The following is a 13780-nucleotide window of genomic DNA, read 5'->3' as shown; positions in this document are numbered from 1 at the left end:
ATAAATAAAAATATAAATCTTTCTTCATCAAAAGTCAAACTAATGTTCGATGTTTATGTAAAATTAAATTAAAAACTATTTATTTTATAAAAAAAAGACATAGCTTTCGCTATGCCTCACATACTATTAAACATCACATATTTCGATGTTTCTTACATGTTTAGTTGGATTCCATTCCTTATTATTCTTTCTAAGCATACCTTCTACAGTTATTGGTATCCAAGTTAATGTATATAGTCCATATAATAAGAATCTAAAGAACATAATAAGTTTCTTTTTCCCTAAGAATAATGCTGCTGCTAATAAAAATGCTAAATTATAAACTAAATCTATAATTAACACTTGTATATAATTATCTGCTTGTGTTGCAAATATAGGCAATACAAAAACATTAGATGTATAGAATAACACCATCCAGAATAGTCCAGCTGATATCTTTTTATCAAGTTTTAGCATTAAAGGCGTAACTATGAATTGTATAACACCTATTAATTTAAATGTAAAATCACCTGTTAAATAACTCATAATAAATATATGACTTGGAATCATACTTTGTATAAAGCTTAAAATAGTTGAAATACCAATCATCAATGTAAAGAACGGTTGTATTACATATAAAGCACAATCTAAAACAAACCATTTTCTCTCCTTAAGACCTTTCTTTAATAACTTAAAGAAATATCTTGATGCTACATCTGTAAAACCTTGCATCCATCTTCTTCTTTGAACCCAAGATTGTTTTAAAGTTAATGGTTTTTCATCATAAATAATTGCATCATGGGCCCAGCCAACTTTTTCACCATTTAATATTAACTTACAACTAAACTCTAAGTCTTCAGTTAAACAAGTTGCTCCCCAACCAAATTCTTTTAATATATCTATATCTATTGCAAATCCTGTTCCACCTATTTGGTTAGATAGCCCAACATTTGATCTAGCTAGTTGATACATTCTGTTTTGAGTCCAAAAGGCTATAGAATAAGAAGCTGATATCCATGAGTCATTAGGATTTTTACTATCTATGTATCCTTGTACCACTTTATATCCTTCTAGCATTTTTGAATTTATTTCCTTGCACCAATTTTTTGAAACTAAATTATCAGCATCAAAAATTGCTACTGCATCATATTTCTTTTTCATTTTAAAAATTTTATCGAACATCCACTCTAGAGCATATCCTTTACCTCTTTGTTCTTTATTGAACCTTTCGTAAACATATACTCCATACTTTCTTGCTATTTTTGCAGTATTATCAGTACAATTGTCTGCAATAACAAAAATATCAAAAAGTTCTCTTGGGTAATTTTGATTAAGCATACTTTCAATTAATTTACCAATTACTACTTCTTCATTATGTGCTGCAACTATCATTGCAAATTTCTTTGTTGGTGTATAATTTTTCTTTTCACTCTTTCTTTTAAATCCAAAGAAAGCTAATATAAAATAATACATCATTAATGCAAATACAACTAATTGAAATATAGCCGTTGTAGCAAAAATAATTTTTTCTCCCATTTAATTCACTCCTTTAAATAAAGGGTCTTACTAAAAATATTACTACATTATAATTTCCCTCTAACATCAAATTAAATATTATTCTAATAATAACAAAAAATCAAGTACACAAATCTTAAAATTTAATTAATATTATTTATGCTAAATTTATACCTATTTTTATTTTAATCTACCTATCTAAAATTATTATAACTATAACAGCCATAAAACTTAATAAAAGGCAAAAATTAAGAAGTTCTTAATATAAATATAAAGAACTTCTTATATAAACTCAAAATAGGGGTTGCTATTTTTGAGATTTAAACTATTATACTATTCCTTGAGCCATCATTGCTTCTGCAACTTTTAAAAATCCTGAAATATTGGCTCCCATTAATATATTTCCTGGATCACCATATTCTTCAGCAGATTTTTTAGAATTATTATAAATATTAACCATAATTTCTTTAAGCTTTTCATCAACTTCTTCAAATGTCCAAGATAATCTCATACTATTTTGAGACATTTCTAAAGCTGAACAAGCAACGCCTCCTGCATTAGCTGCTTTAGCTGGTCCAAACATTACTCCAGCCTTTTGTAATTCTTCTATAGCATCTAAATTTGTTGGCATATTAGCTCCCTCTGAAACTACTTGAACTCCATTTTTTATTAAAATCTTAGCAGCTTCAATATCTATTTCTCCTTGTGTTGCACAAGGAAGTGCTATATCACACTTTTCTTTCCAAATATTCTTAAATCCTTCTACATATTTGGCATTAGGAGCCTTATCTAAATATTCTTTAATCCTTCCTCTTTTTAATTCTTTTATTTCCTTAACTATATCTAAATTAATTCCATTTTCATCATATATATATCCATCAGAATCACTTAATGCTACCACTTTTGCGCCTAGCTCTTGAGCCTTTTGACATGCATAGATTGCAACATTACCTGATCCAGAAATAATAACTTTTTTATCTTTAAAACTAGAATTGTTATCCTTTAACATTTCTTCTGTAAAGTATACTAACCCATAGCCAGTAGCCTCTGTTCTTACTAAGCTTCCACCATAAGTTAATCCCTTGCCAGTTAGAACTCCTTGATGGTTGGCATTTCTAATCTTTTTATAATAGCCATACATATAGCCAATTTCTCTTCCGCCAACACCAATATCTCCAGCTGGAACATCAGTATCTAAACCTATGTGCTTACATAATTCGACCATAAAACTTTGACAAAATCTCATTACTTCTCTATCTGATTTGCCCTTTGGGTCAAAGTCAGATCCACCTTTTCCCCCACCAATTGGTAGTCCAGTTAATGAATTTTTGAAAATTTGTTCAAAGCCTAAAAACTTTATTATACTTTGATTTACTGAGGGGTGAAATCTTAGCCCACCTTTATATGGTCCAATTGCACTATTAAATTGTACTCTAAACCCTCTATTAACTTGTACTTTTCCTGAATCATCTATCCATGGAACTCTAAAAAATATTTGCCTTTCAGGCTCTACTAATCTTTCTAGTATCCCTTCTTCTATATATTCGGGATGTTTGTCAAATACAGGTATAAGAGAATATAGTACCTCCTTTACTGCATCTAAAAATTCACTTTCTCCACTATTCCTTTTTTCTACTTCATAAATTACTTTGTTAATATACTCTTTTCCTGACACCATTGCCACCTCTTTTTCAACTAATATATATATAATACAATAACATATTATTTTTTACTATATCTTTTTAAAATATTCTGAATTTTTATTAATTTATTAAAATAATATAACATTTTATGAAATTTTGCAAATATTAAATATTAGTATGGATTTAAAAAAGGTAGAATTCATATATTTCTACCTTTTCATATATTTACTATTTGTTATCTTCAATTTCATTTATGATTTTATTAATTATCTTTATATCTCTCCCTTTACTATGGATATAAATAGGAATAGCTGTAATAATTCCAACAACTGTTCCACATATAATATCCCACATTGTATCATTCAAACTATTATTTTGAGCTGATAGTCCAAATAATGAATCAGTTGTAAATTCCCAAATCTCCCATACTCCCGCAGCTGCTGTTGCAAAAAGAATTACAAATATTGCTGGAGTTAAAGGGTTCATTTCCTTCCTAGAAACATAGTTAGTTAAATATATAAATAGAATATAACCAATAATGGCTATTATGGCTCCTGATAAAAGATGCAGAAATTTATCATAATTAGTAATAGAATAAAAATTCCATACACTTGCTAAATACATTGATAAAAAGACAAAAAACATATTTATATAATAAATAGTTGTTGCACCCTTAAGAAAAGTTTTTATAAATGATAAATAAACTAATACTACAGTGATAAAAGTTAAACCTATTCTAAATAGTTTTTCTCCATCCCTAGCTAAAAAATCATAAATTGCAGTTACAATTAGTATTACTGTAAATATTATTGCAACCATGAGTTCTCTTTTACTTCGTTTTTCTTTCATAATAATCACTCCTCCTATACTATTAAAATTACTATTATTATATTATAAGCCAAAATCTAATATATTTCTTTTTTACTTCTCTATATTTATTTAATATTAACTTAATATTAATTTTTTAAAGGTTTTTTATTAAATAAAATAAATGATATTAAAGCTCCAATTAATAGTCCTCCCATATGAGCAAAATTATCTATATTGGGTATTGTTATTCCTATTATTACATTTAAACCTATAGTTTCTAATATATTTTTCACATATCCCTTGCCTATCTTTTTTCTTTCCTTAATTCCAAATACAAGCATTGCACCTAAAAGTCCAAAAATAGCACCTGAAGCACCTACAGACATACTATTAGGCTTAAATAAATAGCTAAAAATATTTCCTCCTAAGGCTGCCATAAAATATATTATTAAAAACTTTTTACCACCGTAAACTCCTTCAACTTCTCTTCCAATAATATTAAGGGCACTTATGTTAAAAAATATATGAAGTATTCCTCCATGTAAAAAGGCAGCAGTAATAAGCCTATAATACTCTCCTTCATTTATAAAGGCATTAATCTTAGCTCCCATATATGCTAAGGTGTAAATATCTATATCAATAAAATTACCAGACATAAGTATTTCAACTAAGAAAATAAGTATATTTATTAGAATTATACTATAAGTAAATTTATATTCTTTTATTCCTTTACTTTTCTTACTATCAATTTTTACTATATAATCTATTACTGGTATAAAAGCTTTTGAGCCTTCACTACAATAAATAACTTTTCTTTCTTTTAAGGAAAAAACCAATTTATTGTAATTACTATCCCCATAGTTTATGTAATCTCCTGATGCCAGTACTATTAAATTAATAATAAAAGGTTTATTTAATGTGCTAGATAGATACTCCTTAGCCTCGTTATATATAATATCCTCTTCAGAATCTCTGACAACTATAACAGCAACATAAGCTTTATCAATATCTAATAGAGCTAACCATTTGTTTTTATTATTATAGTTACTATAATAATCCTTCATAAAAAACTTCATTTCTTTAGTTAAAACATTAAAAAATATTTTTTCAAACTTCTCCAAATAACATCCCACCCTTCACCAATATATAAATGGGGTGTTGTATAATTATAACTTATGCAACACCCCAAATTAATTAGTTTATCTCTTTATCTAACATATCTAATAATTCATTAAATCTTTCTATAGTTGCTTCTAAAGGCTTAGAAGTAGTCATATCAACTCCAGCATTCTTTAGAATTTCTATTGGGTAATCACTTCCACCGCTCTTTAAGAAATTAATATACTTTGGAACTGCATCCTTCTTTCCTTCAAGAATGGCCTTTGCAAAAGCTGAAGCAGCTGCATAACCAGTTGCATATTGATAAACATAAAAGTCTGAATAAAAATGTGGTATTCTTGCCCATTCTATATCTATTTCATCATCAACTATCATATCTGGTCCAAAATACTTAACATTTAGATCATGCCAAGCCTTATTATAATCTTCAGCTGTTAAAGGAATTCCCTTTTCTAAAGACTCATGAGTATAAAGTTCAAATTCAGCAAACATTAATTGTCTAAATACTGTAGTTCTTATTTGCTCTAATTCTTGATTTATTAGATATAACTTTTTATTCTTATCCTCTTCTTTATTTATTAAATAATGAATTAATAATGCTTCATTAGTTGTTGATGCTACTTCAGCACAAAATAATGTATAACCTGCATAAATATATGGTTGCTCTTTTCTTGAATAATAAGAATGTATTGAGTGACCCATTTCATGTGCTAATGTTGATACATCATTTAATTTATAATTATAATTTAAAAGCACATATGGCATGGTTTTGTATCCACCCCAAGAATAAGCTCCACCTCTTTTACCTTTATTTTGGTAAATATCTATCCAGCCTTCTTCTACTCCAGATTTAAATATATCTAAGTATTCATTACCTAAAGGATTTAACCCTTCAATAACCATATCTACAGCAGTATTAAAATCTATATGTTCCTTAGGTATTTCAATAACTGGAACATATAAGTCATACATATGCATTTCATCAAGACCTAATAATTTTTTCTTTAAAGAAACATATCTATGAAGAGATTTTAAATTGTTATCGATTGTATTAACAGCATTTTTATATACTTCTACTGGTATATCATTTGGTTTTAAAGAAGATTCAAGAGCAGAATTATATTTTCTTATTTTTGCACCAAAATTAAAGTTTTTAATTGAACTACTTAAAGTTGTTGCAAAAGTATTTTCTAATTCCTTGTATCTACTAAATAAAGTTTCGAAGGCTTCTTTTCTAACCTTTCTATCATTACTCTTTATAAATGCAGAATAGTTTCCTTCTGTAAGTTCAACCTTTTCTCCATCTTCATCTATAATATCACCAAATTTCATGTCTGCATTAGTCAACATATTATGAATAGATGATGGGGCATCTAAACAATCAGAAACTGAAGCTAAAAGTTCTTCTTCTGATTTACTTAATATATGTGGTTTTTCCTTTAAAATATCTTCAAACATAAATTTATAAGTCTTAAGTTCTTCATTATTATTTATTATATCTCTTATGATACTTTCATCTTGACTAAGAACTTCTGGAACAAAATATGCTGTAAATGATGCAAATTCAGCCATATATGCATCTACTTTATTCATCATAGCTTGATATTTAGAATTCGAAGTATCCTCATCACATTTTAAATGTGCATAAATATATATAGTTTCAGCCTTAATTCCTAAATCTACATATTTATCTAAGAAAGCTTTTATGTTTTCTTTATTATTTAATTTCCCTTCAAAATCCTTAAGGGATGGAGCTTCTTCTTTTAACTTTTTAAAAGCTTCCTCCCACTCACTGTCGCTATTAAATATCTTATCTAATTTCCATTTATACTTATCTTCTATTTCTTCTCTTTTTTTCAATACCTTTAAATCACTCATAATCTACGCCTAAAAAAGGCTCTCCTTTCTAAATATATTCTTCTTCTTTTCCTTCAATAGCCTTAAATACATCCTCCATAGATGATTCTATTAAGTTTACACATTTAGTTATTCTTTCCTTCATGAACTCATAATCATCTACATAATTAAATTTAATTAAAAAGGTTGGATTGTATTCATCTAATACGTCTTCTATTTCAAATTCAGCCTTAACAAAGGCTTCATAATTAAATAAATCGTATATAGCTGAGTATTCCCATTCTTCAACATCTTTATTTGTATCAAATAATAAATTAACTTCCCCATTTATAACAAATAATTTTTTTACAAATAAAGCTCCTTCAGAAACTTGAAAGCTGCCTAATTCTTTTGTCACAAATCCTGTCTCTTTATCTTTTTCCATTAAAACTAAGCTCGAAAAATCCATTTATATGTCCTCCAAATCTTCACTTTTGTATTTATATATATTATATGATTTATTCATATTATATAGCAATATATGTATTTATTCTATGTGTCAAAATATATTATTTTGATAATAATACTTAATATATTATTATCATATAAAAAGTATTTATTGCAAATCATTTGCATTATCATATATAATTAATCTAGAATACTTAGGAGATGATTAAATGATCGATATTAAAAACTTATGTTTTTCATATACAAATAAACCACCATACATACTTAATAATATTAGTTTAACCCTACCTAAAGGGGTGTATTTATCTATAGTAGGTGAAAATGGGAGTTGTAAAACTACCTTAATAAAATTAATTTTAGGCTTGTTAAAACCCACCTCTGGAAATATAGAAATTGATTCTGATTCTATAGGATATGTTCCTCAAAGATTAGATTCATTTAACTCTCAATTTCCAATTACAGTTAAAGAGGTTTTATCCTGCCACAAAAAAACATTAAAAAATAATTCAATTGATATAGATTCAATTCTTAAAGATGTTAATATGTTAGACTTTAAAAATAGACTTTTAGGAATGCTATCTGGCGGCCAACAACAAAGAGTTTTAATTGCTCGTGCTTTAATGGGAAATCCTGATATAATAATATTAGATGAACCTTCAACAGGTGTTGATGAAAGTAATCAAAAAGAAATATACAGTCTTTTAAAAAAATTAAACAAAGAAGATAAAAAAACAATAATATCAATAGAACATAATTTAGATATAGCAATAAATAATTCAACTCATATTCTTAAAATTGAAAATGCTAGTATAAACTTATTTACTGTTGATGAATTTAGAGAATATAAAAGCAATAATTATAATGATTAATTATTAAGAAAGGTTAGATTATATGTTTCAATTACCATTTATGCAAAATGCTTTTATGGCAGGCTTAATGATATCTATTCTTTGTCCTTTCATAGGACTTTTTTTAGTACTTAGGCGATATTCAATGATAGGCGATACCCTATCTCACTCTTCATTTGCAGGCGTTGCCATTGGATTAGTTATAGGGGTTAATCCTTTAATAACAGCCTTCTTATTTACAACTTTATGTGCAATAATTATAGAATTATTAAGAGAATACTATAAAAAATATGCTGAATTAGTTATGTCTTTAGTATTAACCTTTAGTTTAGGTATAGCCATTGTATTAATTAGTAGTGGAAAAGCATCTGCTAAAGTTAATTCATTTTTATTTGGTAGTATTCTAACAGTTTCTTCTGAAGATATACTTTTAATACTAATAGTAGGTATAATTTGCTTATTAACTTTAGTATTTTTATATAACAAGCTTATATATATAACTTTTGATGAAGAAGGAGCTAAAACCTCTGGAATAAAGGTTAAGCTTATAAATTATATTTTCACAATATTAGTTGGTGCAACTATTTCAATGTCCATTAGAGTTATGGGGATCTTAGTAATATCATCTATAATGATAGTACCAGTTGCTACAGCTATGCAATTGAAAAAAGGATTTAAAGCTACTCTTTTATCTGCTATAGGCTTTGGAATATTTGATATTATGGTAGGTTTAGGCTTATCTTATTATATAAATAGTGCTCCAGGTGGAACAATAGCTTTAACTTCAGTATTTACTTTAATATTAGTAATAATTTTAGAAAAATTTATTAGTTTAAAATAAAAACAAGGTGTATATTCTATCTTTGTAGAAAATACACCTTGTTTTTTGAATTCTATTTGAATTTCTTACAATCATCACATATACCATTTAACTCCAATTTATGCTTTGTCAAACTAAATCCTACCTTTGCTTTTATAGCTTCTTCTATTTCTTCCATAGGGCAAGGAATTTCAACACACTTATGACAAACATCACATTGTAAAATATGCTTATGATTTTCCTTTTTTAGTACATATATTGCAGGCCCATCTATATTAATTTTCTTTATTACATCTTTTTCTTCTAAGGTTTCTAGTGTTCTATATATAGTGCTTAAATTTAAGTTATTTTTTTGTTTTTTACATTCAGTATATATGTTTTCTGCAGAAAGCCCCTTATCTGAAGTACTGATTATATTTAAAATTGCAATTCTTCCAGCAGTAATTCTAATTCCTTTTTCCTTTAAATAATTTTCCCAGATCATTTTCTTCTCCTAACGCTATAATCTTTATATAATTATAGCACTATTATTCAACTTATTAAACAAGAAAGAAGCTAAATATTATATTCCTTGTGACTTCACTAAGTTCCAAATCACCATCATAAAATATTTAGTTCTTTATATACTTAATGTAATAATTCCTCATTTCATTCAGAATTATAAATCCATAATATTATTAAAGATTCTTGAAAATTAATATTTAAAATAATATCATTTCAATACCAAGACCTAATAGAATTAATCCCCCTAATATATCTGCATATTTACATATAAAATCAATTCTTCTAGCATATCTACATAGGAAAAATCCTGTAGTGCATAAAAACAATGTAATTAAGCCAACTAACATAGCATCAAAGAATGTTAAAATTGGATTTACTTCATGAAAAGCTGTAAATCCTACTACTAAAGCATCTACGCTAACAGACATACCTAAAATAATGTACATGGATTTTTTTATTAATAATGAATCATCTTTATCGCTATTTTTAAATGCTGAAATTATCATTATAAGACCTATGAATGAAATTATAATTCCACCTATCATATTAGGTATGGAAACTATATATGTATCAAAGAATCTTCCAGTTATTCCACCTGAAAACAAAAAAACAAATTGAAAAAAAGCAAAGGATAATATAAATCTTATTTTATTTCTTTTTACCAAATATGGGTTTATCCCAAGACTAATAGTCAGTCCTAAAGCATCCATTGACATAGCTATACCTATTAATATTACATCTTTTAATTCCATTTTATTATAATACCTCCAAATATTATATTCTATACCAAATTATAAAGTATAGTATTTATGTATATTTTTTTAAATAAGTACTTTTATTACAAACTAAAATGTTGTATATTATTAAATAGAGTATGTTATATTTTAATTAGTATATATTATTAAGTTTTTTAATAAAGGAGAGTAACTTAATGGCAAATTGTATAATAGCACAATCTGGTGGTCCAACATCTGTAATTAATTCTAGTGTTGTAGGTTTATTACAAGCAAATAAAGATATTAAAGCCTTTAATAAAGTATATGCAGGTTTAAATGGTATAGAAGGAATTTTAAATGGAAACATTATAGACTTATCTTCTTTTTCTGACAGTGAAATTAATACTTTTAGATACACCCCTTCCTCTGGACTTGGTTCTTGTAGATATAAGATGAAAAAAATAGAAGAATCTACTGAGGAATATGATAAACTTTTAGATATCTTAAAATCACATGAAATTAAAGCATTTTTCTATGTTGGTGGAAATGATTCTATGGATACCATTGCAAAGCTTGGAAAATATGCAAAGGAAAATAATATAGACATTAAATTTATAGGAATTCCTAAAACCATTGACAATGATTTAATGTATACGGATCATACCCCTGGCTTTGGAAGTGCAGCAAAATTTATTGCAACTACAGCTCTTGAAACATATTTAGATTCATCTGTTTACATAAATAACGGTATATTCATCCTTGAAACAATGGGAAGAGACACTGGATGGTTAGCTGCTTCTGCTTGTACTGCTAGACTTAATGGTAAAGCAATTGCAGATTTTATATATTTACCAGAAGTTGCTTTTAATATAGAAGAATTTCTTTTTGATGTAAGAAAAAAATTCGAAGAAAATAATAAAGTTTTTATAGTAGTTTCTGAAGGAATTAGAAATTCTGAAGGTAAATTTATCACAGAAATTGAAAGTCATGCTCACGATAAATTTGGTCATGCTCAATTAGGTGGTGTTGGAGCTTACCTTAAAAACTTAATTATATCTTCTGGAATAACAAATAGAGTTAAGTCTTTAGAACTTGGGGTACTACAAAGATGTGCAATTCACTGTGCTTCAGATACGGATTTGCAAGAAGCCTTTGATGTAGGATATTCAGCTTTAAAATTTGCCTTAGAAGGATATAGTGGATATATGGTTGCTATTCAAAGAGATTCCTCTTCTCCTTATAAGACTTCTCACACAGTAGTGGAAGCTGATAAAGTTGCTAATAATGTTAAATACTTTTCTAAAGAATTAATAAACGAAAGAGGCAATCATATTAAGGAAGAAGCTTTAGAATATTTCTTGCCACTAATTTCTGGAGCTCCATCTCTAGTAATGGAAAATCATTTACCAAAATTCAAAACTATAGAAAAATAAACTCCTTAGGGAGTTTTTTTCTTCCCTAATTTTTTCATTCTTTCATTTTTTCATTTTTTAATTTTCATTATTGAATATTTGCCTAGATAAAAGCCATAGAGTATAATGAAATTATTATTTTTGAAATTATGTAAATAAGTTTATATACCTTATTTTAATATAGGAGGACAAATGGTAGTTTTAAGTTGTAAAGATATATCGAAAAGCTATGGAATACAAGAAGTATTGAAAAATGTAACTTTTTCTATAAATGAAGGAGATAAGGTTGGTATTATCGGTGGAAATGGTGAAGGAAAATCTACTTTGTTTAAAATAATATCTAAAGAAATCTCTCAAGATGATGGAGAAATATTTATAGATAAAAATAAAACTATAGGTTATTTATCTCAACATGTAGACTTAAATTTAGAAAACACAATTTATTCTGAACTTAACTTAGTATTTAAAGAGCTTTTAGATATTGAGAATAGACTTCATACTTTAGAAATAAAAATGGCAGAGCCCTATGATGAAAATAATGATAGTTATCATCAAAAAATAATTAAGGATTATACTACTCTTCAAGATCTTTACTCTAATAAAGGTGGATATACCTATAAAGGTGAAATATCAAGAGTATTAAAAGGGCTTGGATTCTTAGAAGAAGACTTTAATAAAATCATTTCTACATTAAGTGGTGGTCAAAAAACTAGAGTTTCACTTTGTAAGTTATTATTAAGAAATCCTGATATTCTTCTACTAGATGAGCCTACTAACCATTTAGATTTAGAAGCAATTGAATGGCTTGAAGAATATTTAAAAAACTATAAAGGAACTGTTTTAGTAATCTCCCATGATAGATTTTTCTTAGATACTGTAACTAATAATACTTTTGAGGTAATTAATGGTCATGTTAATTGTTACAATGTTTCTTATACTAAATTCTTTGAACTAAGACAAAAAAACTATGAAAATCAATTAAAAGCATATAATTTGCAACAGGCTGAAATTAAAAGACAGGAAGCCATAATTGAAAAATTTAGAAGCTTTAATAGAGAGAAAAGTATTCGTGCAGCTGAAAGTAGAGAAAAAGCTTTAGAAAAAATGGAAAAGATAGATGCACCTGATAGAGAAAAAGAAGCTTCTAAAATCAAATTTGAAACTTCTGTAAAGAGTGGATATGATGTTCTTCATATCGAAAATTTATCAAAAAGCTATGGTGAAAACCAATTATTTTCAAATCTTAACTTAGATCTTAAAAGAGGAGAAAAGGTTGCATTAATAGGTGAAAATGGACGTGGTAAAACTACATTACTAAAGATAATATTAGGTTTAGTTGAACCTGATAGTGGTAAAACTGTTTTAGGTACAAATGTTAATTTAGGATATTATGATCAAGAACAATCAGACTTAAATTTAGATAAAAGTATAATAGATGAAGTGTGGGATGAGTTTCCTAACTTAACTACCTCTAAATTAAGAGGAGTTCTTGCATCCTTTCTATTTACTGGAGATGATGTTTTTAAAATAATAAATACCTTAAGTGGTGGAGAAAAGTGTAGAATAAATTTATTAAAGCTAATGCTTTCAAGATCTAATTTATTACTACTTGATGAACCTACTAACCATTTAGATATAATGTCTAGAGAGGCCTTAGAAGATGCTTTATTAACTTATGATGGTACTTTACTAGTTATATCTCATGATAGATATTTCTTAAATAAAGTAATTAATAGAATCCTTGAGTTAAATGAAGATGGAGTAAAAGAATTCTTAGGTAACTACAGCTACTATCAAGAAAAAAAGATTAATCCAAATAGATTTGAAATTCTTGAAGAATTAGCAAATGGTAAAACTAAAACTCAACTTAAGGAAGAAAAAAAGAAAAAGAAAGAACTAGAAAAAGAAGAAAAAGCTTTAAAGCTTAAACTAAAAAATATTGAAGAGGACATAGCTAAAAGTGAAGATAATTTACTATCTCTTCAAGAACAACTTTGCCTTGAAGAAGTTTATTCAAATCCAATGGAAAGCGAACGTGTTAGCAAAGAAATTAAAACTTTAGAAGAAAAAATTTCATTATTATATGAAGAATGGGAAAGCTTAGCTTAAG

Annotated in this window: 12 protein-coding genes; 4 read left to right on the top strand and 8 right to left on the bottom strand. The window is 27.0% G+C overall.

Annotation, left to right across the window (positions count from 1 at the left end; translation table 11 throughout):
* Positions 1-126: 126 nt before the first annotated feature.
* The 6 genes from ACFYH6_RS07170 to ACFYH6_RS07145 all read right to left on the bottom strand — a co-directional run bounded on the left by ACFYH6_RS07170 (position 127) and on the right by ACFYH6_RS07145 (position 7371).
* Complete coding sequence (locus tag ACFYH6_RS07170; protein ID WP_416179562.1) at positions 127-1515, bottom strand: glycosyltransferase family 2 protein; 1389 nt, start codon at positions 1513-1515, stop codon at positions 127-129.
* Between the two features lie 307 nt (positions 1516-1822).
* The gene (gene gdhA, locus ACFYH6_RS07165; protein WP_416179612.1) at positions 1823-3169 is read right to left on the bottom strand and encodes an NADP-specific glutamate dehydrogenase; all 1347 of its coding nucleotides are present in this window, start codon (positions 3167-3169) and stop codon (positions 1823-1825) included.
* 196 nt (positions 3170-3365) lie between these two features.
* A complete protein-coding gene (locus tag ACFYH6_RS07160; protein WP_416179561.1) occupies positions 3366-3986 on the bottom strand; it encodes a hypothetical protein in 621 nt (206 codons plus the stop codon).
* 107 nt (positions 3987-4093) lie between these two features.
* The gene (locus tag ACFYH6_RS07155; RefSeq protein ID WP_416179560.1) at positions 4094-5068 is read right to left on the bottom strand and encodes a rhomboid family intramembrane serine protease; all 975 of its coding nucleotides are present in this window, start codon (positions 5066-5068) and stop codon (positions 4094-4096) included.
* A 73-nt stretch (positions 5069-5141) separates the two neighbouring features.
* Positions 5142-6944 carry an oligoendopeptidase F gene (pepF, locus tag ACFYH6_RS07150; RefSeq protein ID WP_416179559.1) on the bottom strand — a complete coding sequence of 601 codons (1803 nt, stop codon included), beginning with the start codon at positions 6942-6944 and terminating at the stop codon, positions 5142-5144.
* Positions 6945-6972: 28 nt separating this feature from the next.
* Positions 6973-7371: a DUF6762 family protein gene (locus tag ACFYH6_RS07145; RefSeq protein ID WP_416179558.1), complete on the bottom strand. Its 399-nt coding sequence runs from the start codon at positions 7369-7371 to the stop codon at positions 6973-6975.
* 208 nt (positions 7372-7579) lie between these two features.
* On the opposite strand from ACFYH6_RS07145, the gene ACFYH6_RS07140 reads away from it, so the two are divergent.
* Entirely contained in the window at positions 7580-8239 is a 660-nt protein-coding gene (locus tag ACFYH6_RS07140) for a metal ABC transporter ATP-binding protein (protein WP_416179557.1), read from the top strand.
* A gap of 22 nt (positions 8240-8261) precedes the next feature.
* Entirely contained in the window at positions 8262-9059 is a 798-nt protein-coding gene (locus tag ACFYH6_RS07135; protein WP_316342069.1) for a metal ABC transporter permease, read from the top strand.
* Between the two features lie 52 nt (positions 9060-9111).
* Here the strand turns inward: ACFYH6_RS07135 and ACFYH6_RS07130 are convergent, their stop codons facing one another.
* Both ACFYH6_RS07130 and ACFYH6_RS07125 read right to left on the bottom strand, forming a co-directional pair.
* Complete coding sequence (locus tag ACFYH6_RS07130; RefSeq protein WP_316342070.1) at positions 9112-9522, bottom strand: Fur family transcriptional regulator; 411 nt, start codon at positions 9520-9522, stop codon at positions 9112-9114.
* Between the two features lie 217 nt (positions 9523-9739).
* Positions 9740-10294: a manganese efflux pump gene (locus tag ACFYH6_RS07125; RefSeq protein WP_416179556.1), complete on the bottom strand. Its 555-nt coding sequence runs from the start codon at positions 10292-10294 to the stop codon at positions 9740-9742.
* Positions 10295-10473: 179 nt separating this feature from the next.
* On the opposite strand from ACFYH6_RS07125, the gene ACFYH6_RS07120 reads away from it, so the two are divergent.
* Together ACFYH6_RS07120 and abc-f are read left to right on the top strand one after the other, a co-directional pair.
* A complete protein-coding gene (locus ACFYH6_RS07120; RefSeq protein WP_416179555.1) occupies positions 10474-11691 on the top strand; it encodes a 6-phosphofructokinase in 1218 nt (405 codons plus the stop codon).
* Between the two features lie 171 nt (positions 11692-11862).
* On the top strand, positions 11863-13779 hold the full coding sequence (abc-f, locus tag ACFYH6_RS07115) for a ribosomal protection-like ABC-F family protein (RefSeq protein ID WP_416179554.1): 1917 nt from the start codon (positions 11863-11865) through the stop codon (positions 13777-13779).
* Position 13780 lies beyond the last annotated feature (1 nt).

This window comes from Clostridium sp. HCS.1, from assembly GCF_047900555.1.
Lineage (GTDB): Bacteria > Bacillota > Clostridia > Clostridiales > Clostridiaceae > Clostridium.
The sequence above is the reverse complement of the archived record's forward strand: the minus strand, read 5'-3'. Positions and strand labels throughout refer to the sequence as shown.